This is a genomic window from Cognatilysobacter terrigena (genome assembly GCF_004361065.1).
Lineage (GTDB): Bacteria > Pseudomonadota > Gammaproteobacteria > Xanthomonadales > Xanthomonadaceae > Cognatilysobacter > Cognatilysobacter terrigena.
In genome coordinates this window covers 1-848 of the sequence record NZ_SELT01000073.1, presented here as the reverse complement: position 1 = coordinate 848, position 848 = coordinate 1, and the positions used below count along the sequence as shown (strand labels likewise).

The following is an 848-nucleotide window of genomic DNA, read 5'->3' as shown; positions in this document are numbered from 1 at the left end:
TGTTAGGCGCCATGCTAATCGACTGCAGGCGCTGATCTTTCAGTTGCCAACGACCTTGCCGCCACTCGAGCGCGACGACCCAAGTGCTGGCAGCCATGGGCGAGAAGTAGCTCGACAGGGTCACTTCGGCGCCACTGAGGCCAACCATCTGACACTCGGCCGTAACCGACTCAGCCGGGCGACCATTCGCGAAAACGTAGGCTCCGCGACGAGAGCAACCGCTCAGCGGCGTGAATGTCCGGCCGGCACGCCGCAATTCAGCAGCCAGAGCCGGAGATGGGTCAGCACCGCTTACATTCAGACACAGTGCGAGGCGCGGATGTGGTGGGCTGCTCAGGACGGCTGCAGCAATGGCGGAGTCGGACGATTGCGCGCAACCAGCCAATAGCATCACTGAAAGCGCTGCGATGTATCTCATGGCACCTAACTCCTGAGTTAAGCCGCGCCGCGAAGCGGCGTCCGCTTGGACGAATTGTTAGGCCCCGAACGGTGATGGCCCGACCACACGGCTGATAGCGATGACGAGACCTGCGGCAACGGCCCAGCTCCCGTACCGGATCGAGTCTCGATAATACGGCGCGACAGAAGAATTCAGCTCTGCTGGTCTGCGCCGGCGGGCGATCATGAGTATGAAGATTCCGGCCGGCTGCACGAGCCAGCCAACACTGTCGCCGTGCCCCGCAAGAAGTTCTGGCTGTGCAGCTTGCAGCGCCCGGCGCAATTCGTGGGTCGCCGCGAAGAACATTGCTAGCGCGCCGGCCGCGATGAAGTGCGCGGCGATAACGATCATGAGTGCGAGTGCGGACATGTCTGATTCGGGGCCTAACACCTGAGTTAAGCCGCGCCGC

At 62.4% G+C, this 848-nt stretch carries 2 protein-coding genes; both read right to left on the bottom strand.

Translation table 11 applies throughout. The features are described 5' to 3' along the window. On the bottom strand, nucleotides 1-418 hold a 418-nt coding region (locus tag EVS83_RS15965), incomplete at its 3' end, for a hypothetical protein (protein WP_208108781.1). A 57-nt stretch (nucleotides 419-475) separates the two neighbouring features. After that, a partial coding sequence (locus EVS83_RS15410) for a hypothetical protein (RefSeq protein ID WP_208108780.1) occupies nucleotides 476-848 on the bottom strand: 373 nt, incomplete at its 5' end.